24 protein-coding genes are annotated in these 25,370 nt (G+C 65.3%); 10 read left to right on the top strand and 14 right to left on the bottom strand.

Features of this window, described 5'->3' with window-relative positions:
- Positions 1–5 precede the first annotated feature (5 nt).
- The 4 genes from ABCR88_RS32735 to ABCR88_RS32720 are packed head-to-tail and all read right to left on the bottom strand — an operon-like array spanning position 6 to position 4,188.
- Entirely contained in the window at positions 6–461 is a 456-nt protein-coding gene (locus tag ABCR88_RS32735; protein ID WP_015637562.1) for a hypothetical protein, read from the bottom strand.
- Positions 451–1,797 carry a phosphatase PAP2/dual specificity phosphatase family protein gene (locus ABCR88_RS32730; protein ID WP_350403923.1) on the bottom strand — a complete coding sequence of 449 codons (1,347 nt, stop codon included), beginning with the start codon at positions 1,795–1,797 and terminating at the stop codon, positions 451–453. Before ABCR88_RS32730 ends, ABCR88_RS32735 begins: the two co-directional genes overlap by 11 nt.
- Positions 1,797–3,554, bottom strand: a complete 1,758-nt coding sequence (locus ABCR88_RS32725) for a bifunctional alpha/beta hydrolase/class I SAM-dependent methyltransferase (protein WP_011064361.1) — start codon at positions 3,552–3,554, stop codon at positions 1,797–1,799. The genes ABCR88_RS32730 and ABCR88_RS32725 overlap by 1 nt, the downstream gene beginning before the upstream one ends.
- Positions 3,555–3,564: 10 nt before the next feature.
- Positions 3,565–4,188, bottom strand: coding sequence for a CDP-alcohol phosphatidyltransferase family protein (locus ABCR88_RS32720; RefSeq protein WP_011064360.1), 624 nt, complete (start codon positions 4,186–4,188; stop codon positions 3,565–3,567).
- A 246-nt stretch (positions 4,189–4,434) separates the two neighbouring features.
- Here ABCR88_RS32720 and ABCR88_RS32715 point away from each other — a divergent pair, with 246 nt between their 5' ends.
- From ABCR88_RS32715 to cfaB, 8 genes are all read left to right on the top strand, one after another.
- Positions 4,435–6,384: a protease modulator HflK gene (locus ABCR88_RS32715; protein WP_350403922.1), complete on the top strand. Its 1,950-nt coding sequence runs from the start codon at positions 4,435–4,437 to the stop codon at positions 6,382–6,384.
- On the top strand, positions 6,381–7,421 hold the full coding sequence (locus ABCR88_RS32710) for a protease modulator HflC (RefSeq protein ID WP_350403921.1): 1,041 nt from the start codon (positions 6,381–6,383) through the stop codon (positions 7,419–7,421). Before ABCR88_RS32715 ends, ABCR88_RS32710 begins: the two co-directional genes overlap by 4 nt.
- Positions 7,418–8,476, top strand: coding sequence for a protease modulator HflK (locus ABCR88_RS32705; RefSeq protein ID WP_350403920.1), 1,059 nt, complete (start codon positions 7,418–7,420; stop codon positions 8,474–8,476). Before ABCR88_RS32710 ends, ABCR88_RS32705 begins: the two co-directional genes overlap by 4 nt.
- The gene (locus ABCR88_RS32700) at positions 8,473–10,377 is read left to right on the top strand and encodes a cation-translocating P-type ATPase (RefSeq protein ID WP_350403919.1); all 1,905 of its coding nucleotides are present in this window, start codon (positions 8,473–8,475) and stop codon (positions 10,375–10,377) included. Before ABCR88_RS32705 ends, ABCR88_RS32700 begins: the two co-directional genes overlap by 4 nt.
- Positions 10,378–10,495: 118 nt before the next feature.
- A complete protein-coding gene (locus ABCR88_RS32695) occupies positions 10,496–10,747 on the top strand; it encodes a membrane protein (RefSeq protein WP_011064355.1) in 252 nt (83 codons plus the stop codon).
- A gap of 65 nt (positions 10,748–10,812) precedes the next feature.
- On the top strand, positions 10,813–11,658 hold the full coding sequence (locus ABCR88_RS32690) for a DUF692 domain-containing protein (RefSeq protein WP_350403918.1): 846 nt from the start codon (positions 10,813–10,815) through the stop codon (positions 11,656–11,658).
- On the top strand, positions 11,649–12,437 hold the full coding sequence (locus ABCR88_RS32685) for a DNA-binding domain-containing protein (RefSeq protein WP_350403917.1): 789 nt from the start codon (positions 11,649–11,651) through the stop codon (positions 12,435–12,437). Before ABCR88_RS32690 ends, ABCR88_RS32685 begins: the two co-directional genes overlap by 10 nt.
- Positions 12,438–12,521: 84 nt before the next feature.
- Positions 12,522–13,709, top strand: a complete 1,188-nt coding sequence (gene cfaB, locus ABCR88_RS32680; protein WP_015637554.1) for a C17 cyclopropane fatty acid synthase CfaB — start codon at positions 12,522–12,524, stop codon at positions 13,707–13,709.
- Between the two features lie 9 nt (positions 13,710–13,718).
- Here the strand turns inward: cfaB and cls are convergent, their stop codons facing one another.
- Entirely contained in the window at positions 13,719–15,158 is a 1,440-nt protein-coding gene (gene cls, locus ABCR88_RS32675) for a cardiolipin synthase (RefSeq protein WP_015637553.1), read from the bottom strand.
- Positions 15,159–15,289: 131 nt separating this feature from the next.
- Between cls and ABCR88_RS32670 the strand changes: the two genes are divergently transcribed.
- Positions 15,290–15,814 carry a DUF3617 domain-containing protein gene (locus ABCR88_RS32670; protein ID WP_011064350.1) on the top strand — a complete coding sequence of 175 codons (525 nt, stop codon included), beginning with the start codon at positions 15,290–15,292 and terminating at the stop codon, positions 15,812–15,814.
- Positions 15,815–15,855: 41 nt separating this feature from the next.
- Here the strand turns inward: ABCR88_RS32670 and thrS are convergent, their stop codons facing one another.
- The 8 genes from thrS to folE2 are packed head-to-tail and all read right to left on the bottom strand — an operon-like array spanning position 15,856 to position 23,419.
- Positions 15,856–17,745: a threonine--tRNA ligase gene (gene thrS, locus ABCR88_RS32665; protein ID WP_041120486.1), complete on the bottom strand. Its 1,890-nt coding sequence runs from the start codon at positions 17,743–17,745 to the stop codon at positions 15,856–15,858.
- Between the two features lie 26 nt (positions 17,746–17,771).
- Positions 17,772–19,106, bottom strand: a complete 1,335-nt coding sequence (locus ABCR88_RS32660; RefSeq protein ID WP_015637551.1) for a dihydroorotase — start codon at positions 19,104–19,106, stop codon at positions 17,772–17,774.
- A 2-nt stretch (positions 19,107–19,108) separates the two neighbouring features.
- Entirely contained in the window at positions 19,109–19,669 is a 561-nt protein-coding gene (locus tag ABCR88_RS32655) for a carbonate dehydratase (protein ID WP_011064347.1), read from the bottom strand.
- Positions 19,659–20,102, bottom strand: a complete 444-nt coding sequence (gene hisI / locus ABCR88_RS32650; protein WP_019093405.1) for a phosphoribosyl-AMP cyclohydrolase — start codon at positions 20,100–20,102, stop codon at positions 19,659–19,661. The genes ABCR88_RS32655 and hisI overlap by 11 nt, the downstream gene beginning before the upstream one ends.
- The gene (locus ABCR88_RS32645) at positions 20,099–20,983 is read right to left on the bottom strand and encodes a metal ABC transporter substrate-binding protein (RefSeq protein WP_123472586.1); all 885 of its coding nucleotides are present in this window, start codon (positions 20,981–20,983) and stop codon (positions 20,099–20,101) included. Before ABCR88_RS32645 ends, hisI begins: the two co-directional genes overlap by 4 nt.
- Before the next feature lie 11 nt (positions 20,984–20,994).
- Positions 20,995–21,861, bottom strand: a complete 867-nt coding sequence (locus tag ABCR88_RS32640) for a metal ABC transporter permease (protein WP_350403915.1) — start codon at positions 21,859–21,861, stop codon at positions 20,995–20,997.
- Positions 21,861–22,526 carry an ATP-binding cassette domain-containing protein gene (locus ABCR88_RS32635; RefSeq protein ID WP_161466454.1) on the bottom strand — a complete coding sequence of 222 codons (666 nt, stop codon included), beginning with the start codon at positions 22,524–22,526 and terminating at the stop codon, positions 21,861–21,863. The genes ABCR88_RS32640 and ABCR88_RS32635 overlap by 1 nt, the downstream gene beginning before the upstream one ends.
- Positions 22,526–23,419 carry a GTP cyclohydrolase FolE2 gene (gene folE2, locus ABCR88_RS32630; RefSeq protein ID WP_015637546.1) on the bottom strand — a complete coding sequence of 298 codons (894 nt, stop codon included), beginning with the start codon at positions 23,417–23,419 and terminating at the stop codon, positions 22,526–22,528. The genes ABCR88_RS32635 and folE2 overlap by 1 nt, the downstream gene beginning before the upstream one ends.
- Before the next feature lie 129 nt (positions 23,420–23,548).
- Here folE2 and ABCR88_RS32625 point away from each other — a divergent pair, with 129 nt between their 5' ends.
- Complete coding sequence (locus tag ABCR88_RS32625; protein WP_350023410.1) at positions 23,549–24,772, top strand: N-acetylmuramoyl-L-alanine amidase; 1,224 nt, start codon at positions 23,549–23,551, stop codon at positions 24,770–24,772.
- 109 nt (positions 24,773–24,881) lie between these two features.
- Here the strand turns inward: ABCR88_RS32625 and ABCR88_RS32620 are convergent, their stop codons facing one another.
- The gene (locus ABCR88_RS32620) at positions 24,882–25,259 is read right to left on the bottom strand and encodes a hypothetical protein (RefSeq protein ID WP_015637544.1); all 378 of its coding nucleotides are present in this window, start codon (positions 25,257–25,259) and stop codon (positions 24,882–24,884) included.
- Positions 25,260–25,370: the final 111 nt, after the last annotated feature.

Genomic DNA, 25,370 nt, shown 5'->3' with positions numbered 1-25,370 from the left:
ATTCCTTATCCGGCAAAGGTCAGCCAGGGGCTGACCAGGATCACGCTCAGTATCACCAGCACTTGTGCTGCCAGCAGTAATGCCTGGCGGCGCAGCAGGCCCAGGGCCCCGCGGCTGCGTTGGTCCCAGGGCCGGCCGCCGCGCTGCGCGGGTTGCAGGCCAAGGGCGCTCAGGGCCTGGTCCAGGGCCTGGGTACTGTGTTCCAGGGTAGTTGGGGCGTCGGCCACGCGTTGAAACAGGTCGGCGTCGAAGGCTACCCGCAGCGCCAGGTACTTTTCCACAAGCCCCAGCAGCACCAGGGCCAGGCTGACCAGCAGCCCGCCCAGGGTGACGCTGGTCAGCAGGTACTGGCCCAGGCCATACAGCGCGCCGAGCAGGGTCAGGCCTGTGGATAACTGATCCAGGGCGCGGCCCCGGCGCAGCAGGCTGGCCACGCTGTAGAGCTGCATTTCAGTGGACATGGGCTGTTCTCCCGGCGCTGCTCAGGGCTTGCAGCGCCTGGCGGTGGGCGGGGTGCAGGACGATCTGTGGGCGGGCCCGCTGGATCTGCACGATGGCGGCATCCACCGTGGCTGCGCGGCCGCTGTGCAGCAGCCAGGCGGCAATCGCCGTGGCGCTGCGCGAATAACCCAGGGCGCAGCACACCAGCAGCGGCCCTTGCTGGCGCAGGCGTTCGATGGCGTGGGCGGCGGCCAGGCACTGCTCGGCACTGGGGGCGCACAGGTCCAGCACCGGCAGGCTCTGGTAGGCCCGCAGCCCGCGGCTGTCCAGGGACAGCTCGGCGCACAGGTCGAGCACGGCGTCGAACGGGCTGTCCTTGAGCTCGGCCGGTGTCGGCAGGCGCCCGAGCCAGACGTTATCCACAACCGGGTCCGGCTGTGGATGTTTTCTTGTCCACAGCCGCGAGTTGATCCAGGCCGCCGCCAGGTAAGGCGCCAGCAACCAGCGTGCAGCGGGGCTGAGGCTGCCGTCCTGGCGCTTCTGGAAACCCTCGGCACCCAGCAGGGCGTAGTTCAGGGCCACCAGCAACAGCGCCATGCCGGGCCAGATCAGCCACAGCGCGGCGCCGCCCCAGGCAAAGGCTGCCCCGGCGAACAGCGCCGCACCCAGGCCATAGCGCAGGGCCAGCTGGCGGCGCTTCGGGTCCTGGGCCGCACGGGCACTGAACAATGGGCTGGGACGGTCCAGCGGCCATAGCCAGACACACAGCCAGCCGGCCAGGGCGCCTGTGGGTACATCGATGAAGTGGTGTTGATAAGTACTCAGCACCGAGACCCCGATCAGCGCGAACCAGCCATGCACCAGCCAGCGCCAGAAGCCCTGGGTATGCCGTGCGTAGCAGACCCAGAGCACCACCAGCAGGGCGATGTGCAGCGACGGCGCCTGGTTGAAGGGCTTGTCGAAGCCGGCCAGCACCGCGAACAGCCAGCCGAAAACCCCGTCCAGTTCCGGCCGGGAGAAGGTAAAGCTCAGCGGCCAGAGCAGGAAGCAACTGACCGCGATCACCTGGGCGGTGAGCAGGCGCAGGGCGTGGCGCTTGAGCTCGTCACGGCTGCGCGGCAACAACAGGGAGAAGCCGTAGAGCAGGTCGATGGACCAGTAGGGCACGATGGTCCAGGCCCAGAACGGCATGTGCCGTTCCCAGTCGAAGACCATGCTGCCGACGTCGTCGCGCTGGGCGGTGACCCAGGTGGCGAAGCCGTAGGTGCTGAAGAACAGCGGTGCCAGCAACAGCAGCCAGAGCACCGCGGGTTTCAGCAGGCCCGGCTCCCGGGCCGGCAAGGCGCCTGCGGCCATCATTGCACCCGTTGCGCCAGGGATACGCTGAAAATCCCCCATTCATCCACACGCATGGTGACCTTGCGAAAGCCGGCGGCCTCCACCAGTTGGTCCATCTCCGCCTGGGTGCGGCGGCGCATGACCCAGGCCTGGCCTTCGCGGTGGCTGGTCAGGGCGCGGGCGATCAGTTCCAGCTGCGGGTGCCACGGCTGGCCGGTGTACACCAGGTAGCCGCCGGGCTCCACGGCACTGGCCAGGCCCGCCAGGGAGCCGCCGACCATCTGGTTGTCGGCGAACAGCTCATAGAGCCCGGAGACCACCGCCAGGGTGGGTTTCGGGTCCAGGGCTGCGAGGTCCTCGCGGTCGAAGGCGTTGCCTTTGACGAAGCGGGCGATGTCCCCCAGGCCTTTCTCCTGGATCAGCGCACTGCCGTCGCGCACGTTGATATCGCTGTAGTCGCGCAGCAGGATCGACTCCGGCAGCGGGCTGACCCCTTGCAGGGCTTCGAGGATGTAGCGGCCGTGGCCGGCGGCGATATCGACGATGCGCACTTCGCTGTTTTGCTCACGGAGTTTTTCCATGGCCAGGCGCAGCAGTTCTTCCACATGCAGCTTGCGCTGGCGGATGCCGCGCCAGCCGATGGAGTTCAGGTAGTTCTGGTCGATCATCCGGCCCAGTGCGGAATGCCCGGTGGGGCGGTTGCGGTAGACGTAGTCCAGGGTGCTGCCGGAGTCGAAACCGGTGTCGAAGCCCAGCTTGACCCCCGCCGACAGCTGGCTGCCCAGGCGCATGCTGGCGCGGGTGGCGCGCCAGTACAGGTCGCGCAGGGAATTGTGCGGCAGCGGCGCGGCCAGGGCTTCGGACTCGGCGCAGGTAACGCCCAGGCGGTCGGCGTCCAGCAGGGCAGGGCGGTTCAGCGGGCGCTCGAAATTCTGCAGGATGAAGCGACGGATGCTGGCCATGGCCGGCGCCCGGTTCTTTTCCCCCAGGGTGTCGTGGAAGAAGCCCGGGAGGATGTGCTTTTCCTTGTGCAGGCTGCCCAGGCGCTCGAAGAACTGCTCCTGGGGCTTGCGATGCACCACGAAGTCGGAGCCGGAGATCAGCAACTGGGTCGGCACCTGGATCGCCTGGGCGTCGGCTACCACCCGGTCTGCCGCTTCATACAGGCCCAGCAGTACATTCACCGAGATCGCCTTGGTGATCAGCGGGTCGCTGTCATAGCTGCGGACCCGCTCCGGGTCGTGGCTCAGGAAGCGCGCCTTGACGTAGCTGTTGACGAAGAAGTTGCCACGAAAGCGCCGCATCAGGGCCAGGCCGGGCCGGGCGAAGGGCACGTACAGCTTGACCTTGAACGCCGGCGAGGCCAGCACCAGGGAGCGGATGCGCGGCGCGTAGTCGTGGACCCAGGTGGACGCGATCACCGCGCCCACGCTCTGGGCCACCACGGCGATGTTTTCCTCGGCGATCCCATGAGCGCTGCCCAGGTGATCACAGAAGGTCTGCACGTCGCGCACGCTGGTAGCGAAGCTCGGGCTGTCGCCACGGGCGCCCGGCGACTGGCCATGGCCACGGGCATCCCAGGCGAAGAAATCGAACTGGGGCAGGTTCAGCTCTTCCACCAGGTGGGCAATGCGCCCGGAGTGTTCGTGACCGCGGTGGAACAGCATCACCGCTTGCCGCGGTTCGCCAGGGGCCACTTCAGTGGCTGGCCAGTGGCGGTAGAACAGTTCGACACCGTCATGGGTTCGGAACGTCTGGTGTTGAGCGTCGCGCATAGCCATTTCCTTATGCAGAGGGAGCATTGTGCTGAACTTCTTTGAGGCCCTGGCGGACCCGATTGATCAGGGTGTAGACCAGCAGTGCGGCGACCAGTGCCAGCACGCCGTTTATCCACAGGGCGCTGAGCCAGCCCAGGGCGATGCCGGTGGCCAGCACGCCGAGGATGAAGGCGCGGTCGCTCTTGCCCATGGGCCCGTCGTAGCGCCGCGAGGCCCCGACCATGGGCCCGAGCACCCCGGCGTATTCACTGAACAGCGCCAGCAGGGTCACGGCCAGCACCAGCAGCAGGCTGGCCCCGGGCAACAGGGCGAAAGGCAGGATCAGGGCGCTGTCGGCGACCACGTCGCAGAGTTCGTTGAGGTAGGCCCCCAGGCGCGATTGCTGGCCGAATTCCCGAGCCAGCATGCCGTCGATGGCATTGAGCGCCATGCGCAGGATCATCCACAGGGGAATCAGGGCGAACAGCCAGGCATGGCCGGGGAACAGGGCGATGACGGTGCCGACCAGGACCGAGATGACGGCGGCCAGGACAGTGATCTGGTTGGCCGTGGTGCCGTTGTCGTACAGGCGCTGCACCAACGGCCGCAGCAGGTTCTGAAAGCGCGGTTTGAGCTGGTAAATCGAGAGCATGATGGGACGGTTCCTTGTCGCACGCGGTGAGCAGGGCTGGATTATTGCCTTAAATGCCAGGGGGCTGACATCAGAAGTTTTGTCATGAGCAAACAGCTGTCTCTGTGTCTACGACGTACGCAATAGATGAAAAGGCATGGCGGGGGACAAAAATTTCACTCGGCTCGTTATATAGTAACGAATTGTTTCGAATTTCTTCGGGCCCGTGGGTTTATCCACAGGGCCGGACCAGAGCGGCGGGGTGGTATGCAAGTCGATCTTGAGACGCAAGGTGGCGAGGTGGCTGCCTTGCCACGGTTTCAGCAGGCGGCGTCCCATGCGGCGCGTTTGCAGCGCTGGGGCGCTGCTTTGCTGGGCCTGGCGGTGCCGGGGCTGGTGGCGGCGGTGTTTGTCGATCTGTTTGCGGCGCTGACCATCTGGCCGGCACTGCTGGTGAACCTTTCGTGTGCCTTGCTGGTGGTGGTGGCCGGGCTGCAATCGGCGTGCTGGGTCAGCCGCTGGCGCGAAGAGGTGATCACCCCGGCGCCGGTTGTCACGCCCGAGGCCGGGGAGGATCGGCAGCTACAGGGCCGGCTGGCGGCTGCCCTGACTCTGCGCGGGCGGCGCCTGTTGCAGCAGATCGGCGCGCCTACCCTGTGGCTGGGTGGCTGGTCGCTGCTGATCCTGTATAGCGTGGTGCAGGTGTTCAACCTGTCGTTGCCCGCCACCGCCCTGGGCCTGAGTGCCAGCGTGGTGGCGGTGCTGGCTCTGCTGCTGGCGTTTGCCCTGCTGGTGCTGGAGCGCCAACTGGCCCAGGAGCACCCAGGGGAATGGCCGGAAGCCGGCGCCCTGGCGCAGCTGCTGCGGGTGGCGATTATCTGTCTGCTGGTGAGCGCCCTGTGCCTGTTGTTCAGCAGCGACACGGCCTTGTGGCCAGTACGGCTGGCGGTGCTGACGGGGCTGCTGCCGGCATGGGTGGCCGGCGAGTTGTTGTTGCGCACGGTGCTGTCGCTGTTCAGCCCACAGCGCGAACAGCTGGAGCCACGGCTTCTGGCCCACAGTTTTGTTGCCGACATGCTGCGTTGGCCGCCCCAACCCCTACTCAGCCTGCAGCATGAATTGCACAACCGTTTTGGCATCGATCTGCGGCAGATCTGGGCCTTCGCCTATATGCGCCGGGCCTTTGTACCGGTATTGCTGGTGGTGTTGGCGGTAGGTTGGCTGTTGACCGGCGTTCATGAACTTTCCATGCAAAATCGCGGTATTTACGAGCGTTTCGGCAAGCCGGTACAGGTCTTTGGCCCGGGCCTGCATCTGGGCCTGCCCTGGCCCCTGGGGCGGGTACTGACGGTGGAAAACGGCGTGGTCCATGAGCTGGCCACCAGCGTGGGCGAAAGCTCGCAGCCGCTTCAACCGGCCCCCGCCGAAGGCCCGGCCCCCGCCATTGCCAACCGCCTGTGGGATGCCAGCCACGTGAATGACAAATCCCAGGTGATCGCCAGCGGCAATGCCCAGCAACAGAGCTTTCAGATCGTCAACATGGACGTGCGCTTCGTCTACCGCATCGGCCTGGGCGACGCTGCGGCGCTGGCCGCCACTTACAACAGCAGCGATGTGCCGACGCTGATCCGCAGCACCGCCAGCCGCGTGCTGGTGCACGACTTTGCCTCGCGCACCCTCGATGGCCTGTTGGGGCAGGACCGCACCGGGCTGGCCGATGACATCGGCAGGGCCGTGCAGGGCGATCTGGACCGGCTCGACAGCGGGGTGGAGATTCTCGCCACGGTAGTCGAGGCCATCCATCCACCGGCTGGCGCGGCCAATGCCTACCACGGTGTGCAAGCGGCGCAGATTGGCGCCCAGGCGCTGATTTCCCGGGAACGTGGAGCGGCTGCCGAGCAGACCAACCAGGCGCAGTTGCAAGCCAGCGTGGCCCGCGACCAGGCCCAGGCCGATGCGCGCGAAGTGCAGGCGGCGGCCCAGGCTGCCGACCTGCGCTTTGCCGCCGAACAGAAAGCCTACGCCAGTGCGGGGCAGGCCTTCGTTCTCGAGCAGTACCTGAGCCAGCTGAGCCAGGGCCTGAGCCAGGCCAAGCTGCTGATTCTTGATCATCGTCTGGGGGGCGACAGCGCGCCGACCCTCGACCTGCGTACGTTCACCTTGCCGGCCGACCCTTCGGCGCCGCGTAAAGCCGCTCAGCCAGGAGCCGTCCATTGAGCCAGTCCTCCCATTCCCACGATCACGCCGGCCACGACCACGGGCACGGCCATCACCACCATCACGGGCATCACCACCATCATCATGGGGCGCCGGCCGAGGCCGGGCCTTTCCCCTGGCGGCGCATGGGCTGGGCCGTGCTACTGGTGCTGTTTGCCGTGGCCGCGGCGAGCCTGGTGCAAGTGCGCTCCGGCGAAGCCACGGTGATCACCCGCTTCGGCAACCCGGCGCGGGTGCTGCTGGAGCCGGGCCTGAACTGGCGCTGGCCGGCACCTTTTGAAGCGGCGATCCCGGTGGACCTGCGCCTGCGCACCACGTCCAGTGGCTTGCAGGATGTGGGTACCCGCGACGGTTTGCGGATTATCGTCCAGGCCTACGTGGCCTGGCGGGTCCAGGGCGACGCGGACAATGTGCAGCGTTTCATGCGGGCGGTGCAGAACCAGCCGGACGAAGCGGCGCGGCAGATCCGCACCTTTGTCGGTTCGGCCCTGGAAACCACCGCTAGCAGCTTCGATCTGGCCAACCTCGTGAACACCGATGCCAGCCAGGTGCGCATCGCTGATTTCGAAGCGCAACTGCGCAAGCAGATCGAACAGCAATTGCTTTCCACTTATGGAGTGCGAGTGGTGCAGGTGGGAGTGGAGCGCCTGACCCTGCCCTCGGTGACCCTGACCGCCACCGTGGACCGCATGCGCGCCGAGCGTGAAACCATCGCCACGGAACGCACCTCCGTCGGCAAGCGCGAAGCGGCGCAAATCCGCTCTGGCGCTGAACGCGATGCGCGGATCGTCCAGGCCGATGCCACGGTGAAGGCCGCGGATATCGAGGCGCAATCCCGGGTTGAAGCGGCGCAGATTTATGGCCGCGCCTACGCCAGTTCCCCGCAGCTGTACAACCTGCTGCGCTCACTGGACACCCTGGGTACTGTGGTGACTCCGGGCACCAAGTTGATCCTGCGCACCGACGCGGCGCCTTTCCGGGTGCTGGTGGATGGCCCGCCAAACCTGCCGGGCAAAGCCGCTGGTTCGCAACCATGAATAAGGTTCCACGTGGAACAAATGAGTTGAGCAGCCCGTGGATCCAGGCCGGGCGTCTGGCATTCATCGCCTTGTACGGGGTGACGGTACTGGCAGCGCTGGCCTGGGCTTTCTCCAATGTGCGGCAGATCGACCCGCAGAACCGGGCCATGGTCTTGCACTTTGGCAAATTGGACAGGGTGCAGAGTGCCGGATTGCTCTTGGCCTGGCCCCAGCCTTTTGAGCAGGTGGTGCTGCTGCCCGCCGCCGACCGGGTACTGGAGCGGCGGGTGGAGGGTTTGCTGCGTTCCGAGGCGGCTCTGGAAGGGGACCGGGTTGCCACCCTGGCCACGCCTTTGAACGACACCCTGGCCGGGTCCGGTTACCTGCTGACTGGCGATGCCGGTGTGGTACAGCTGGACGTGCGGGTGTTCTACAAGGTCAGCGATCCCTACGCCTATGTGCTCCAGGCTGACCACGTGCTGCCGGCCCTGGATCGGTTGGTGACCCGCAGTGCCGTGGCCCTGACCGCCGCCCGTGACCTGGACACCATCCTGGTAGCGCGCCCGGAACTGATTGGTAGCGACAACCAGGCCGCCGAGCGTCGTGAGCGGCTGCGGGGCGATCTGCTGCAAAGCATCAACCAGCGCTTGGCGCAGTTGGCCACCAGCGGCCAGGGCATTGGCGTCGAGGCAACGCGGGTGGATGTGCAATCGAGCTTGCCCGGCCCGGCGGTCAGCGCCTTCAACGCGGTGCTCACTGCCAGCCAGCAAGCCGACAAGGCGGTCGCCAACGCCCGCACCGAAGCGGAAAAACTGACCCAGGGCGCCAACCAGCAGGCGGACCGCAGCCTGCAAGTGGCCCATGCCCAGGCCAGCGAACGGCTGGCCCTGGCCCGGGCCCAGACTGCCACGGTGCAGAGCCTGGCCCAGGCGCAGCGCAACGGCACCGACCCGGAAATGCTGCTGCGTATCTACCGTGAACGCCTGCCGAAGATTCTCGGGCAGGCCGGTTCGGTGACCACGGTCAATCCCAAAGACGATTCACGCCTGATCATTCAGGGAGCCGAACAATGACTGCCACCACCCATGCCGCGCCCCCCGCCAGCATGCTGACCTCGGCCGAGCAACGCAGCGCCGCCCGCCAACTGACCCTGGCCATGCTCGCCCTGGGGCTTCTGGCCCTTGGCCTGGTCTGGCGCTGGCTGGCCCCAGGGCAGGTGGGCGTCAGCCAGTTGCTGTTGGGTGTCGCCTCGCTGCTGGTGGCGGTGCCGGTAATGCGCTCGGCCTGGTTCAGCCTGCGTTACCCGAGCCTGCACGGCATTACCGACCAACTGATCGCCCTGGCGATGCTCGGCGCCTGGGCCACTGGCGACCTGCTGACCGCGGCCCTGTTGCCGATCATCATGATCTTCGGCCACGTACTGGAAGAGCGCAGCGTGATCGGCTCCCAGGAAGCCATCGACGCCCTGGGCCGCTTGACCCGCAGCCTGGCGCGGCAGGTACGGACCGATGGCAGCGTCGTGGAAGTGGACAACGCCAGCCTCAAGGCCGGCGACCTGGTGGAAGTACGCGCTGGCGATCGGGTGCCCGCCGATGGTGTGGTGGTGTCCGGTCAGGCGAGCCTGGATACCGCGCCGATCACTGGCGAATCGGTCCCCCTGGAAGCGGTTCAGGGCATGCAGATATTTGGCGGCGCAATCAATCTCGATGGGCTGTTGCGTGTGCAGGTCACCCGTACCGGCGAGGAGTCGACCTTGGGCAAGGTGATTGCCCTGATGCAAAGCGCCGAGCGCGCCAAGCCGCCCATCACCCGTTTGCTGGAGCGCTATGCCGGCAGTTACATGGTGCTGGTGTTGCTGTTGGCGGCGGTGACCTGGTTCATCACCAACGATGCCCAAGCCATGCTCGCGGTGCTGGTGGCGGCCTGTCCCTGCGCGTTGGTGCTGTCGGCGCCGGCCACCGCTATTGCCGGAATCGCTGTGGCCGCGCGTCACGGCATCCTGATTCGCAGTTCGGCCTTTCTCGAGGAGCTGGCGGACCTGACATCCCTGGTCGTGGACAAGACCGGCACCCTGACGTACGGCACCTTGCGTTTGCAGGCCATCGACAGCCCCCGGAAAGACCAGCGAAGCCTGCTCACTCTGGCCGCCAGCCTCGGCTCGGCCAGCAGCCACCCGGTCAGCCGGGCCCTGGCAGGGCTGGTGCCCCAGGAAGAGCAATGGCCACTGGGGGACATTCATGAACGCCAGGGCCTGGGTGTGGTGGCCCGTACCGAGGAGGGCGAAGCGGCCCTTGGCCGCCCGGAGCTGTTCCGCCAGTTGGGTATCGACACCAGCCCGGTGCCGGGGCACGACGGGCCGATTGCCGGCTTGGCGCTTGATGGCGAATTTCTCGGTTGGCTGTTGCTGGCCGACAGCGTCAAACCCGAGGCCCGGCATGCCCTGGGTGAGTTGCGCGAACTGGGGTTGGGCCGGCAGTTGCTGCTCACCGGTGACCGCCAGAGTGTGGCCGACAGCCTGGCGCTGGAAGTGGGAATCGCCGACGTCGAGGCCCAGGCCCTGCCGCAAGACAAGCTTGAGCGGGTACTGGAGGAGATCGACAAGGGCTTTCGGCCGATGGTGGTCGGCGACGGCATCAACGACTCCCTGGCTCTCAAGGCCGGGGTGGTGGGGGTGGCCATGGGCGCCGGTGGTGCGGACATCGCCCTGGCTTCGGCGGATGTGGTGCTGATCGGCAGCGACCTGCGACGCCTGGGCACCTGCGTGCGCCTGAGCCGTGAATGCCGGCGGACCTTGCAGGTCAACGTGATCATCGGCCTGGGCTGGACCCTGGCCATCGTCGCCTTTGCCGCGTTCGGCTGGCTGGGGGCGGCGGGGGCGATGATCGCTGCGGTGCTGCACAACCTGAGCACCTTGCTGGTGCTGGGCAATGCCGGTCGCCTGCTGCGTTTCCAAGAGCCGCTGTTGAAGCTGTAGACGCCGCCGCGCAGTTTTTTTCATCCCGGCTGTAACGCCGGGATGCTTCCTCTCTCTAGTGCTATGACGGGATTGCACAAGCACCCGCCGATCCCCTGCGACTATTGAGGAAACAAAAATGAACATGAAGAAAACCGCCGCCGGCGCTGCCCTGGCTTTTGCTGCCGCCACTCTGTTTGCCGGTGTCGTGACTCAAGCGTCTGCTGCCGATGCCCAGGTGCACTGCTACGGCGTTAACGCCTGCAAAGGGCAGAACGACTGCAAGACCAAGGATCACGCCTGCAAGGGCATGGGCGCCTGCAAAGGCCAGGGCTTCAAGGCCATGACCCAGGCCGCGTGTGACAAAGCGGGCGGCAAAGTCGGCGAGTAAGCGGCGTTCGAGTGCTGCCGCAGTGGGGTTGGCAACCACTGCGGCCACTTGGCAAGGAGTTGGCGATGTCTGAATTTTCTTCCAGCCTGGGCTATGGCCTGGGTTTGCGCAGTGCCTACTACCAGCAGATTCTCGACGAGGCGCCGGACGTCGACTGGTTTGAAGTGGTGTCCGAGAACTTCATGGTGCAGGGCGGCAAGGCGCTGTATTACCTGGATGCGATCGCCGAGCGCTACCCCATCGTGATGCACGGGGTGTCGCTGTCCATCGGCGGCCCCCATGCCCTGGACCGGGATTACCTGCTGCGGCTCAGGCAACTGGCCATCCGGGTAAACCCGGCGTGGATCTCCGATCACCTGTGCTGGAGCCGGGGCAACGCCCATCAACTGCACGACCTGCTGCCGCTGCCCTACACCGAGGAGAGCCTGCACTACGTGGCTGGGCGAGTGCGTCAGGTGCAGGACATTCTGGAGCGCCCCCTGGTGCTGGAGAATGTCTCCAGTTATGTGCGGGCGGCGGCCGACGAGTTCAGCGAGTGGGAATTTCTCGCCGCCTTGAGCCAGCTCAGCGGCTGCGAACTGCTGCTGGATGTGAACAACGTCTACGTCAGTTCGCGCAACCATGGTTTCGATCCCTGGCACTTCATCCAGGCGCTGCCGGCGCAGCGCGTGCGGCAACTGCATCTGGCCGGGCATCAGGATTATGGCGACTACGTGATCGACACCCACGACCACCCGGTCTGCGATCCCGTGTGGGCGCTGTATCAACGTACCCTTGAACACCTGGGGCCGGTGGCCACCTTGCTGGAGCGCGACGATCATTTTCCGCCCCTGGAAGAGCTGCTCAGCGAACTGCACAAGGCCCGAGATCTCGGGCAACAGACCCTGGCCGGGAGGCAGAAATGCGCCTGAACGACTGGCAACTGGCTTTTGAAGCCTATCTGTTGGGCGAACAGGCCCAGGCTTGCGCCGTCCTGCAAGACAGCCTGGTCGGTGGCCCGACCCTGGATGTCGAGACCGGCCTGGCGATCTATCACAACGCCTACATGGCCCGGTTGCAGGAGGTCATGGGCAGCGACTTCCCGGCCATCCGGCACTGGTTGGGGGATGCAGAATTCCAGGCCCTGACGCAGGCCTATATTCGCCAGTGCCCGTCCCGGCATTTCAGCCTGCGCTGGCTGGGGCAGGGCTTTGCCAAATTCATCCAGGGCCATCTGGTGCTGGAGCAGGGCGCACCCCTGGCGGAACTGGCGCGTCTGGAGTGGGCCTTCACCCTGGCCTTCGACGCAGCCGAAGCCCAGGTGCTGACGGTGGCGGCCATGGCCGGGCTGGATGTCGAGCAATGGCCGCAGCTGCAACTGCGCCTGGCGCCCTGTGTGCAATGGCTCGACTGCCGCTACAACAGCGTGGCCCAATGGCGAGCGGTCAAGGAGCAGGCGGATTTCCCCCGCAGTGCTTTACTCGATCAGCAGCAGCTGTGCCTGGTCTGGCGAGCGGACCGGGTCTGCCGTTATCGCAGCCTGCCAGCCGAAGAGGCCACAGCACTGCGGGGCATGATCGAGCAACGGTGGAATTTTGCGGAACTCTGCGCCGGGCTGGCCGTCACTTATGCCGAGGGGGCCCCGCTGCAGGCGGTTACCTGGTTGAAACAGTGGGTCGAAGATGGCCTGGTGATGCGCAGCGAATCATAGAAAACCACTATCAAATCGATAGCCTGCTATTTTCTAGGATGGTCTACCCTCATTTCAGACGTCTGAAACAAGGGGGGATTTTCCATGCTCGCGCAACTTCCACCGGCCTTACAGAATCTGCATTTGCCTTTACGCCTGCGGCTCTGGGACGGCCATGAATTCAATCTGGGGCCGGATCCCAACGTCACGATCGTGGTCAAGGACCCGCAATTGGTGGCGCAGCTGACTCACCCTAGCCTGGATGCCTTGGGGGGCGCCTTTGTCGAGGGCAAACTGGAACTGGAAGGTTCCATCAGCGAAGTCATCCGGGTCTGCGACGAACTGAGCCAGGCCTTGCTCGACGATGACGACGGCAACCAGCCGGTGCGCTCGCTGCACGACAAGGCGACCGACGCAGCCGCGATTTCCTATCACTACGACCTTTCCAACGCCTTCTACCAACTGTGGCTCGACAGCGACATGGCCTATTCCTGCGCCTATTTCGAGACCGGAAGCGAGTCTCTGGAACAGGCCCAGCAAGCCAAATTCCGCCACCTGTGCCGCAAGCTGCGCCTGCAACCGGGGGACTACCTGCTGGATGTCGGGTGCGGCTGGGGCGGGCTGGCCCGCTACGCCGCGCGTGAGTTCGGCGCCAAGGTGTTCGGCATCACCTTGAGCAAGGAGCAGCTGGCCCTGGCCCGCGAGCGAGTGACCGCCGAAGGCCTGGACGACCTGGTGGACCTGCAACTGCTGGATTACCGCGACCTGCCCCAGGATGGCCGCTTCGATAAGGTGGTCAGTGTCGGCATGTTTGAGCACGTCGGCCACGCCAACTTGCCGGAGTACTGCCAGACCCTGTTCAGGGCCGTGCGCGAGGGCGGGTTGGTGATGAACCACGGCATCACCGCCAAGCACACCGACGGCCGCCCGGTGGGCCGCGGGGCCGGGGACTTCATCGAGCGCTATGTGTTTCCCAATGGCGAGCTGCCGCACCTGGCAATGATCTCGGCGTTCATCAGCGAGGCGGGGCTGGAAATTGTCGATGTCGAGAGCCTGCGCATGCATTACGCGCGGACACTGGATCACTGGAGCGAACGCCTGGAAGACAATCTGGAAGCCGCCGCCAGGCAGGTTCCGGAGCAGGCGCTACGGATCTGGCGGCTGTACCTGGCGGGCTGCGCCTATGCCTTTGCCAAGGGCTGGATCAACCTGCACCAGATCCTGGCGGTCAAGCCCCATGCCGATGGCAGCCATGAACTGCCCTGGACCCGGGATGACCTCTACCATCCATAAGCCTGGCCTTTAAAGGATCGGAGAAATCAGCCGCGCGACCCGCATGCCCAGTTGTTGCAGGCGGTGGGTCTGGCGGCTTTCTTCCTTGGCGATTTCCCGGGCCTTGGCGAAGTCGGCTTCCAACATGTGTTCCACTTCGGTGGCGAAGTCGTCGTCCACCGTCAGCAGCATCACTTCGAAATTCAGGCGGAACGAACGGTTGTCCAGGTTGGCGCTGCCAATGGCGCTGATTTCGTTGTCGATCAGCACCACCTTCTGGTGCAGGAACCCTGGCTGATAGCGGAATACTCGCACCCCGGCGCGCACTGCTTCAAAGGCGTACAGGCTGGAGGCGGCATAGACGATGCGGTGGTCCGGGCGGGCGGGCAGCAGGATGCGCACATCCACGCCCCGCAGCACCGCCAGGCGCAGGGCTGCGAACACCGCCTCATCGGGAATGAAGTACGGGCTGGTGATCCACACCCGCTCGGTGGCCGCGTGGATGGCCTCGACAAAGAACAGCGAGCAGGTTTCGTAGGCATCGGCCGGGCCGCTGGCCAGCAGTTGGCAGAGCACGCCGTCGTCCGGGTAGGTGTCCGGGAGGATCAGCGGCGGCAGTTCCCGGGCGGCCCAGAACCAGTCTTCGGCAAAGGACTCCTGCAGGCAGGCCACCACCGGTCCGCTGACCTGCACGTGGGTATCACGCCAGGGCGCCAGGGGCGGCTTCTTGCCCAGGTATTCGTCGCCGACGTTATGCCCGCCGACGAACCCCAGCATGCCGTCCACCACCACGATCTTGCGGTGATTGCGGAAGTTCACCTGGAAGCGGTTGAGCCAGCCACTGCGGGTGGCGAAGGCGTGCACTTGGACCCCGGCGTCGCGCAGGGTCTGTACGTAGCTGGCGGGCAGGGAGTGGCTGCCGATGCGGTCGTAGAGCAGGTGGATCGACACGCCCTCGGCGGCCTTTTCCAGCAGCAGGCGTTGCAGGCGCCGGCCCAGTTCATCGTCGTGGATGATGAAGAACTGGATCAGCACCGCCTTGTGGGAGCGGCGGATGGCATTGAAGATCGCTTCGAAGGTGGCGTCGCCGTTGACCAGCAGGCGCACCTGATTGTTGGCCAGGCACGGCATGCGCCCCAGCTTGGGCATGGCCCGCAGCGAGGCGTAGGCCTTGGAGGCGCGGGCGGTTAGGGCTTCTTCCACCCAGGGGCGCCAGTTCAGCTCATTGATGGCTTTGTGCATTTCCACATTGGCCTGACGACGGGCCTGGATATAGGCGTCGAAGGTACTGCGACCAAACACCAGGTAGGGAATCAGGGTCAGGTAGGGCATGAACAGCAGCGACAGGGCCCAGGCGATGGCGCCCTGGGCGGTCCTGACGGTGAGTACCGCGTGGATCGCGGCGATCAACCCGAGAAAATGCAGCAGTGCGATGAGATAGCCGAAGATGTGCGGGCCAAAATAATCCATGGGGCAGCCTTGCTCCTGAAGATTCAATGCCTAACAGACCATGTTCCACGGTGAATGTCGCTATTTTATTCTGCATGCAACACCGTGCCCCGGCTGAAGTCTAACGGCCACTATTGTGTAGGAGTCATCCGATGAAACTTCGTTTACTGGGTTGGGCCTTGGCGGCAGGGTTGGCGCTTCCGGTGGTGGCGCAGGCGCAGATGCTGCAGCCGGGGTTGTGGGAGCTGACCAGCAGCAACATGAAGATCGACGACCAGAACATGCCGGACCTGTCGCTGATTCTCGGCCAGTTGCAGCAGCAGATGACCCCGCAACAGCGGGCGATGCTGGAGAAACAGGGTGTGACCATGGGCGGCAAGGGGATTCGGGTGTGCCTGACACCGGCCCAGGTGCAGTCGGACACCATCCCGCTGCAGGACCCGCAGTCGGGTTGCCAGCAGCAGGTGACCGAACGCAGTGGCAATCAATGGAAGTTCCGCTTCAGTTGCCCCAAGGCCCAGGGCAATGGAGTGGCCACGTTCATCAGCGATCGTGAGTTCACCACCAACGTGGCCGGCACCTTCAATGCCACCGGCCTGCAGCAGAAGGGCAGCATGGACACCCGTGCCGTGTGGCTGGGCCAGGACTGCGGCACGGTCAAACCCCGCGCCTCCTGACTTTTGGCTGACGCTGGCGCTGCTCGTGCCCCGGGCAGCGCCTAGCGCATCCGGGCCAGGGCCTGCTCCAGGCTCAGGCGGCCCAGGTCTTCGCCATTTCGGCTGCGCAGGCTGACGTAGCCTCCGTCCTTTTCCTTTTCCCCGACCACCAGCAGGTAAGGCACTTTCTGCAGGCTGTGTTCGCGAATCTTGTACCCGATCTTTTCGTTGCGCAGGTCGGCGCTGGCCCGCAGCCCGTGACGGCGCAAGCTGTCGCTGATTGCCCGGGCGTAGTCGGCCTGGGCTTCGCTGATGTTCAGCACCACCGCTTGTTGCGGTGCCAGCCACAGGGGCAGGGCGCCGCCATGGTGTTCCAGGAGAATGCCGATGAAGCGTTCCAGGGAACCAAACAACGCCCGGTGCAGCATCACCGGCTGGCAGCGTTCGCCGCGCTCGTCGATGTAGCTGATGGCGAAGCGCTCGGGCAGGTTGAGGTCCACCTGCAGAGTGCCGCACTGCCAGTCGCGACCGATGGCGTCGCGCAGCACGAACTCCAGCTTGGGGCCGTAGAAGGCGCCTTCCCCGGGGTTGATCCGGTAGTCGATGTGCATGCTCTGCAAGGCACCGACCAGGGCCTTTTCCAGTTGGTCCCAGACCTCATCGCTGCCGATGCGGTGGTCGGGGCGGGTCGAAAGCTTCACCGCCACCTGGTCGAAACCGAACTCCTTGTAGATGTCGAATACCAGGGCAATGGTGGCGGCGCATTCGCTTTGCATCTGTTGCGGGGTGCAGAAGATGTGGGCGTCGTCCTGGGTGAAATGGCGCACTCGCAACAGGCCGTGCAGGGCCCCTGAAGGTTCGTAGCGGTGGACTTTGCCGAACTCGGCGATGCGCAGTGGCAGGTCGCGGTAACTCTTGCGGCCATGCCCGAAGATCGCCACCGCGCCGGGGCAGTTCATCGGCTTGAGGGCGAAGGTGCGCTGGTCTTGCGTGGTGGTGGTGAACATGTGGTCGCGGTAGTTCTGCCAGTGCCCGGAGGTTTCCCAGAGGCCGCGGTCCATCACGTCGGGGGTGTTCACTTCCTGGTAGCCGGCCTGTTCCTGGCGCCTGCGCATGTAGCCGATCAGTTCCTGGAACAGGGTCCAGCCCTTGGCGTGCCAGAACACCGAGCCCGGCGCGCAGTCGTCGAAATGGAACAGATCCAGCTGCTGGCCGAGCTTACGGTGGTCGCGCTGTTGCGCCTGTTCCAGGCGCAACAGGTAGGCCTCCAGTTCCGGGCGGGTGCCCCAGCAGGTGCCGTAGATCCGCTGCAGCGGTGCGTTGCGGGCGTCGCCGCGCCAGTAGGCTCCGGCCACCTTGGTCAGCTTGAAGGCGCGCAGTTGGCCAGTGGAACGCAGGTGTGGCCCACGGCACAAATCTTCGAAATCCCCTTGACGGTACAGCGACAGCACAGCATCTGGCGGCAAGTCGCGGATCAGCTCGACCTTGTAGTGCTCGCCCAGGTCGGCGAAATGCTGCAGGGCCTGCTCCCGGGACAATTCCCGGCGGCGCACCGAATGATTGGTGGCGGCCAGGCTATGCATGCGCGCCTCGATCAGTTCCAGGTCTTCTGGGGTGAAGGGGCGCTCGTAGGCGAAGTCGTAGAAGAAGCCATCCTCGATCACCGGGCCGATGGCCATCTGCGCCGAGGGGAACAGCTGTTTCACCGCCATCGCCAGCAGGTGCGCGCAGGAGTGGCGCAGTACTTCCAGGCCCTCGGGGTCGCGGGCGGTGACGATGCTCAAGCGGGCGTCGCTGTGCAACAGGTAGTCACAGTCCACCAGTTGGCCGTTCACTCGTCCGGCCACGGCGGCCTTGGCCAGGCCGCTGCCGATGCTGGCGGCCACCTCGAAAACGGACAACGGCTGGTCGTACTCACGGCACGCGCCATCAGGCAGGGTGATGCGGATCATCTTCAGTGGTCCTTGGGGTCGGGCTATTAACGGGTGAAGCGCAGGGGCAGGCCCTGACAGTCGTCGTACAGGCGGCCCTGGTGCCAGGCGAGCTGGCCCGACACCAGGGTGCTGCTGACGCTGTGGCGAAAGCGCTGGCCGGCAAAGGGCGTCCAGCCGCAGTGGGCGAGGATTGGCTGGCTGTCCACGGCCAGGCCTGTGGGCTCGGCGCGGACCAGCACCAGGTCGGCCCAGTAGCCTTCGCGCAGGTAGCCGCGATCGGGAATGGCGAACAGGTCGGCGACTCGGTGGCTGGTTTTTTCCACCAGGGTGGTCAGGGGCAGCACCCGGTCGGCCACCAGTTCCAGCAGCGCTGGCAATGCATGCTGCACCAGCGGCAGGCCGGAGGGCGCGCGGCTGTAAGGCAGCTGTTTCTGCTCCCAGGTATGGGGCGCGTGGTCGGTGCCGATGACATCCAGGCGCTGGCTGTTCAGGGCCTGGCGCAGGGCATCGCGATCGGCCTGGGTCTTGATCGCCGGGTTGCATTTGATCAGGTGGCCGAGGCGCGGGTAGTCGCGGTCATCGAACAGCAGGTGATGCACGCAGACCTCGGCGGTGATGCGCTTTTGCGCCAGGGGCCGGTCCTCGAACAGCGCCAGTTCCCGGGCGCTGGTCAGGTGCAGCACGTGCAGGCGGGTGCCGTGTTTCTTCGCCAGTTCCACCGCCAGGGATGAGGAGCGAAAGCAGGCCTCGGCATCGCGGATGTGCGGGTGGGCCGCGGCGGGAATCTGCTCGCCATAGAGTTGCAGCCAGCGCTGTTGCCGGGCCTGGATGCTGGGGGTGTGTTCGCAGTGGGCCAGGAGCAGGGTCGGCACCTGGCGGAACAGCCGGTCCAGCACCTCGGGATCGTCCACCAGCATGTTGCCGGTGGAGGCCCCCATGAACACCTTGACCCCGGCCACCTCCGTGGGGTCCAGGGCGGCGACGAGGTCGAGGTTGTCGTTGCTGACCCCGAAGTGAAAGCCATAGTTGGCCACCGAAACGCTCGCTGCGCGGCGCTTCTTGTCGTTCAGGGCGGCAAGATCCAGGGTTGCCGGCGAGGTGTTGGGCATGTCCATGAAGCTGGTGATGCCACCGGCCACCGCCGCCCGCGACTCGCTGTACAGGCTGCCCTTGTCCGGCGCGCCGGGGTCGCGAAAGTGCACCTGGTCGTCGATCATGCCCGGCAGCAGCCACTGGCCGCGGGCGTCGATTTCGATCTCGGCGCTGAGGTGGTCCAGGCTGCCGATGGTGTCGATGCGCCCGTGCGCCACCAGCACATCGGCGTCGAATTCGCGCCCTTCGTTCACCAGGCGGGCATTGCGGATGAGGATTCGGCTCATGCTCAAAACTCGTTCTGCAGGGCCTTGTAGCCACGCACCAGGTCGACGTTGGTGCGCGCCACGTCTTCGGAAAACTCCGAAGCGCTGACACTCACGGGAGGGAACTGCGCCAGGTCGGTCTTGGGTCCGATGCGGGTGGTGGAGGGCACGTAGAAACCCGGCGGCAGGTCGCGGCCATCCACCACGGAGTTGTGTCGAACCACGCTGCCGTCGCCCACTTCGCAGTTGAACAGCACGCTGTTGAAACCGATGAACACTCGGTCGCCGACCACGCAGGGGCCATGGACGATGGAGCGGTGGGCGATGGAAGTGTGCTGGCCGATGGTCACCGCCGCGCCGGATTTGGAGTGGATCACCACGCCATCCTGGATGTTCGAGTTGGCGCCGATGGTGATGGCTTGCATCTGGCCGCTGGCGTCCACTTCGTCGGCGCGGATCACCGCGTAGGGGCCGACGAAGACGTTGTCGCCGATCACTACCTTGCCGCAGATGATGGCCGTCTTGTCGACGTAGGCGGATTCGGCGATCACGGGCAGATCGCCGGAGGGGTTTTTACGAATCATGGCGCGAGTCCTTCAAGGGGGAACTGATGACTTCCACCGCGCCATCGCGAATGGCGTTGTAGAAACAGTTGGGGCGCCCGGTGTGGCAGGCCGGTCCTTGCTGATCCACTAGCAGCAGCACGGCATCGCCGTCGCAGTCCAGGCGCGCTTCGATCAGGCGCTGGCGATGCCCGGAGCTTTCGCCCTTGCGCCACAGGCAGCGACGCGAGCGCGACCAGTAGCAGGCCTGGCCGCTGGCCAGGGTTTCGCCCAGGGCCTGGCGGTTCATCCAGGCCAGCATCAGCACCTCGCCGCTGTCGTGCTGCTGGGCAATGGCGGCGATCAGGCCGTCGCTGTTCCAGGGCAGGGCGTCGAGCACTGCGGTCAAGGCCCAGCGGCTGCCTTGGGGCGCGGCTTCCAGATCCAGCAGCGACAGCGGTGGGCGGCGGATCATGGTCGGCTCAGGGCCTCGTACAGGGTGTCGAGGTTGTACTCGAACAGGCCGGTGAAGGTACTGGCCGGACCGCTGGCCGAGAGCGCATCGGAGTACAGGGTGCCGCCGATATGGGCGCCGCTTTCGTCGGCGATCTGCTTGAGCAGGCGGGCGTCCTTGATGTTCTCCATGAACACTGCCTTGACCTTGGCGTTGCGGATCTGGGTGATCAGCGCAGCCACTTCGGCGGCTGAAGGTTCACGCTCGGTGGACAGGCCCTGGGGCGCCATGAAGTCGATACCGTAGGCCTGGCCCAGGTAGCCGAAGGCGTCGTGGGAGGTGACGATCTTGCGGTTGCCCGGGGGCAGGGAACCGAGCTTGGCCTTGGCCTCGGCCAGCAGGCGATAGATCTGTTTCAGGTAGGCCTGGCTGTTGCGCTGGTAGTCGGCCTGGTGGGCCGGGTCGGCAGCGATCAGCGCCTTGGTGATGTTGCTCACATAGAGCTCGCTGTTGGCCAGGTTGTGCCAGGCATGAGGGTCGGGAACGCTTTCGCCGTCTTCCTCCAGGGTGCGCGGAATAACCCCGCGGCTGGCAGTGACGACCTGGGCCTGGGTGGCGGTGCTGGCCACCAGGCGGTCCAGCCAGGGTTCGAAACCCAGGCCATTCTTGATGATCAGCCGGGCCTTGAGCAGGGCCTTGGCGTCATCCGGGCTCGGCTCGTAGGTGTGGGCATCCTCGTCGGCACCCACCAGGTTGTTGATGTGCACATGCTCACCGCCGACCTGGCGGGTCATGTCGGCGAGGATGCTGAAGCTGGTGACCACCGCCAGCTTGTCCGCCGCCTGGGCAGTAGGCAGCGACAAAGGCAACAGCAGGCTGAACAGCACGAGTAGAGCGCGCATCGGGAAACACCTCATGGGGATGTGAGCAAAGGTGGGCGGTGCAGCAAGCCGTGCACCGGACCGAACACCACGGACAGCAGGTACAGGCCGCCGGCCACCAGCACGATGGCCGGGCCGCTGGGCAGCGAGTAATGGAACGACAGCAGCAGGCCAAGCCACACCGAGAGGCAGCCAAACAGCGCGGCGATGCCGATCAGGGCGGGCAGGCGTCGGCTCCAGAAACGCGAGGCGGCGGCCGGCAGCATCATCAGGCACACCACCATCAGCGCGCCGATGGCCTGGAAACCTATCACCAGGTTGAGCACCACCAGGGTCAGGAACAGGCCGTGGGCCAGGGGGCCGAGGCGGCTGACGCTGTGCAGGAACAGCGGGTCTAGGGTGTCCAGCAGCAGGGCTTTGTAGATCAGCGCCATGGCCAGCAGGCTGAAGAGCGAGACCAGCAGCATGCCGTTCAGGGTTGGGCCATCCACCGCCAGGGCCGAGCCGAACAGCAGGTGCAAGAGGTCCAGGCGCTTGCCTGCCAGCCCGAGGATCAGCACGCCGCTGGCCAGGGAAATGGGGTAGATGGCGGCGATGCTGGCGTCTTCCCGCAGGCCGGTGCGTCGGGTGATCCAGGCGGCCAGCCCGGCCATGCCCAGGCCGGCGCCGAGCCCGCCGAGGGTCAGGGCCGGCAGGCTGAGACCGGCGAACCAGAAACCCAGGGCGGCGCCTGGGAGAATGCCGTGGGCCACGGCGTCACCGATCAGGCTCATGCGTCGCAGGATCAGGAACACCCCCAGGGGCGCGGTGCTGCAGGCCAGCAGCAGGCCGCCGAGCAGGGCCCGGCGCATGAACATGAATTCGCTGAACGGCTGCCAGAAATGTGCGGCGAAGTGCATCAAGCCACCTGCGCGCAGGATTGTGGGGCGATCAGCTCCAGGCTGGAGCCGAATACACAGCCACTGCTTTTTACCAGCAGGGTCTGGGGGATGTGCTGGCGCACGGCGGTCAGGTCATGGCAGACCACAACCAGGGTCCGGCCCTGAGCGTGCCAGTTGTATAAATGGCGCCAGAGCAGGGCCTGGCCGGTTTCGTCGAGGGCGGCGTGGGGCTCGTCCAACAGCAGCAAGGGGGCTTCGGTCAGGCTCAATCGGGCGAGCAGGGCGCGTTGCAATTCACCACCGGAAAGGGCCATCAACGGGCGCTTTTCCAGGCCGCTCAGGCGCCAGTCTTCGAGTACCCTGTGCAGCTTTTCTGCCCTGACCCTGGCCGGTTCACGCTTGCCCCAGAAGCCGCCGGCCACCAGTTCTTCCAGGCTGATGGGGAACTGTCGATCCAGGTGTTGCTGCTGCGGCAAGAAGGACAAGCCGCCTCGGGCAGTGCCGAGGTGGATCTTGCCCGCGAGTGGTTTCTGCAGCCCGGCGATGACTTTCAACAAGCTGCTCTTGCCCGACCCGTTGGCGCCAATGATTGCACTCAGGCTGGCCCTGGGCAAGTGCAGATCCAGGGCTGGAGTCAGGGGTTGTCCCGGAGCGCCCCAACGCAGCTGTTCGCAGCGGATCATCAGGCCTCCCAGTTCCAGCGGCTTTCGGCCACGGCGTCATGGGCATGCAGGCTTTCGGCATGCACCACCCGCAATTGAAAGGCGTTGATTCCGGGGGAACGACGCAGGGCCAGGTTCAAGCGGCGGGCGGCGTCTTCGCAGAACATCAGGTTCTGCCCGTTGGCCAGGGCGAAGGCCTGCTCGTCGGCACGCTTGACCGCGGTTTGCACGGCGGTGCCCAGGGCGTTTTCCGCATCGTTGATCAGGGCAATCAACGGTAATTCGTCGATGAAATCATCCAGGCGCAGATGCAATGCCGCGTTGCTGCGCTGGCTATGGGGCGTCGCGACGATGCCCTGGGGCGAGCCCAGCCAGGCCAGGACGTCGGCGTGTTGCAATGGCCGGTTGGCAAAATCTTCGATGAACTGCTGCTGGATCAACTGCCGCGCCAGCGCCGCCGAACAGGGGCAAGTGGAGGAATAAGGCACGTCGATTTTTAGTTCCACGTGGAACATCGCGTTTTTCAGCCGCGCTTCGATACTCAGCGGGTAGCTTTTCCAGCCGGCCAACGGGCTGACCAAGGCCGGGCGTTTCAACAGCAGATCCAACTGAATGCGCAGGTAGGCGCTGTGGGCCAGGCCTTCATGGCTATCGAGAAAACGCTGCAAGATCCGCCGGAGCAGAGCGGGGGTGAGGTTCTCCTGTTCCAGCATTTCCAGGGCCAGATACAGGCGTGACATGTGAATGCCCCGGGCCTCGCCATCGTCGAGGCTGACACCGGCATCGGCCTTGGCTGCGCTTGGCTGGTTGTTGATCACTACAGGTAAGGCGATGCCGCACATGCCCACCCATTCCAGGGGCAAGGCTTGGCGTGAGGCCTGCGCGGCGATATCCGGCAGAGTCAGCGCGTTCATGAACAGGTCCGTCGTGGGAAGTGATTTCACATGTTATATTATAACAATGCGTTCGATGGGAAATTTTTCCTCGACGGTTGTTCATCTTGTCTTGTGAGTAGGGATGCTCCTTTTTTCGCGGTATTTGCCATGCACAGACGTCAATTGCTCAACCTGCTGTTGGCCGGTACGGCCCTGATGTTTCCCTGGAGTGTCCGCGCCGCGCAGATCCGCAACGCACGATTGTGGAAGGACGCAGAAAAGTTGCGGCTGGTGCTCGATCTGAGCGGCCCGGTGCAATACAAGACCTTCAGCTTGAGTGCCCCGGAGCGCTTGATCATCGACTTGAACGGCGCGCGCCTGAGCGGTGATTTCAGCCAGCTGGCCCTGGCCAACACGGTGATCCGCGCCATTCGTTCCGGGCACTTCGGCCAAGGCGATACGCGGATCGTCCTCGACCTGCGCGAGCCGATGCAGCTCCACAGTTTTCTCCTGCCGCCCCAGGATGGCCAGGGCCATCGGCTGGTGCTGGATCTGTCCAAGGCCACCAGGCTGCCCCCGCCGATCGCTGCGGCCGCCGCGCCGCTGGCCAAGCCCGAGGCCACGACAGGCAAGCCCCATCCTAAGCGCGACATCATCGTGGTAGTAGACCCCGGCCATGGCGGCAAGGACCCGGGCGCCGTGGGGGCCAAGGGCGAACGGGAGAAGGATGTGGTGCTGGCCATCGCCCGCCTGCTGGCCAAGCGGCTCAAGCGCGAGAAGGGTTTCGACGTGAAGCTGGTGCGCAACGATGATTTCTTCGTGCCGCTGCGCAAACGCGTGGAGATTGCCCGCAAGCACCAGGCCGACATGTTCATCTCGGTGCATGCCGATGCCGCGCCGCGGCTTACCGCATCCGGCGCATCGGTGTACGCCCTGTCCGAAGGTGGCGCCACCTCGGCCACCGCGCGCTTGATGGCCCAGCGGGAAAACGGCGCCGACCTGCTGGGGGCGACGACGCTGCTCAACCTCAAGGACAAGGATCCGATGCTGGCGGGGGTGATTGTCGACATGTCGATGAACGCCACCATCGCCGCCAGCCTGCAATTGGGCGGGACTGTGCTGCAGAGCCTGTCGGGCATTACCACCCTGCATCAGAAGCGTGTGGAACAGGCCGGTTTTGCGGTGCTCAAGTCACCGGACGTGCCGTCGATCCTGGTGGAAACCGGCTTCATCTCCAACAGCCGCGACAGCCAGCGCCTGGTCACCGCGCGCCACCAGCAGGCGATTGCCGATGGCCTGTTCAACGGCCTGCAGCGCTACTTCGAGAAAAACCCACCGGTTAACAGCTACATGGCCTGGCTCCAGGAAACCAAGAACAACCGCCCCGCCTGAACGCCGACCTGCAGGAGCCGGCTTGCCGGCGAAGAGGCCGGTGAGTGTTGTGGCTGAGGATGTCTTCGCTGGCAAGCCAGCTTCTACGCAGGCGGTACGGGAAAGGGAGCTAGCAGCCGCTGATGCGGCTGCAAGTGAACTGCCCGCGGCTGCCGCCGGAGCTGGAAAAGCGGTTGCGCGTGGTCCAGCCCACGCGCTGGCTGTAGCCCACCCAGGCCTCGCCGTCGGAGGCCAGGCCGGTGAAGAACGTCAGCTGCCCGTAGCGGCTGTTGGTCTGCGCCCAATAGCGCTTGCCGATCACCTCGAAGCCGCGCAGGTAGGTGGTGCTGCCGGCCGTGGCGACGCTGTAGGCGTTGCCCAGCGGGTCGACGCAGGCCAGCAGGGTGGCGCTGCGGGTGCAGGTGGCTAGGGTACTGGGCACCGCCGCGCTGGCGTGACCAGCCAGCAGCAACAGGCCTGAAAGCAGGGTGGGCAGGACAGGGCGCATGGCGATTCTCGTGACGACAGGGGCGCAGCATCGCGCCCTTCGTCGTGGGCGGCAAGGGAAGGTTGGCTAATTTGTGTTGTTATAATATAACATAAAAACACAGCCTGACCC

Origin of the sequence: Pseudomonas sp. W17 (genome assembly GCF_040268305.1) — a bacterium.
GTDB lineage: Bacteria > Pseudomonadota > Gammaproteobacteria > Pseudomonadales > Pseudomonadaceae > Aquipseudomonas > Aquipseudomonas protegens.
This window is presented reverse-complemented; position numbering and strand designations above follow the sequence as displayed.